Annotated in this window: 2 rRNA genes; both read left to right on the top strand. The window is 53.3% G+C overall.

From position 1 onward, the window contains the following. A 23S ribosomal RNA gene (locus tag ACERY3_RS25455) occupies window positions 1-98 on the top strand; the annotation flags it as partial. Between the two features lie 69 nt (window positions 99-167). Next, window positions 168-261, top strand: a 5S ribosomal RNA gene (rrf, locus tag ACERY3_RS25460); the annotation flags it as partial.

A 261-nucleotide genomic window follows, 5' to 3' on the forward strand; every position in this document is an offset into this window, starting at 1 on the left:
TGAAGGAACGTTGAAGACTACGACGTTGATAGGTCGGGTGTGTAAGCGCAGCGATGCGTTGAGCTAACCGATACTAATGAACCGTGAGGCTTAACCTTACAACGCCGAAGCTGTTTCGGCGAAGAGAGAGACAGGATTTTCAGCCTGATACAGATTAACAGAATTTGCCTGGCGGCTTTAGCGCGGTGGTCCCACCTGACCCCATGCCGAACTCAGAAGTGAAACGCCGTAGCGCCGATGGTAGTGTGGGGTCTCCCCATG

The sequence above is a fragment of the Enterobacter cloacae complex sp. ESBL7 genome (assembly GCF_041679625.1).
Lineage (GTDB): Bacteria > Pseudomonadota > Gammaproteobacteria > Enterobacterales > Enterobacteriaceae > Enterobacter > Enterobacter asburiae_B.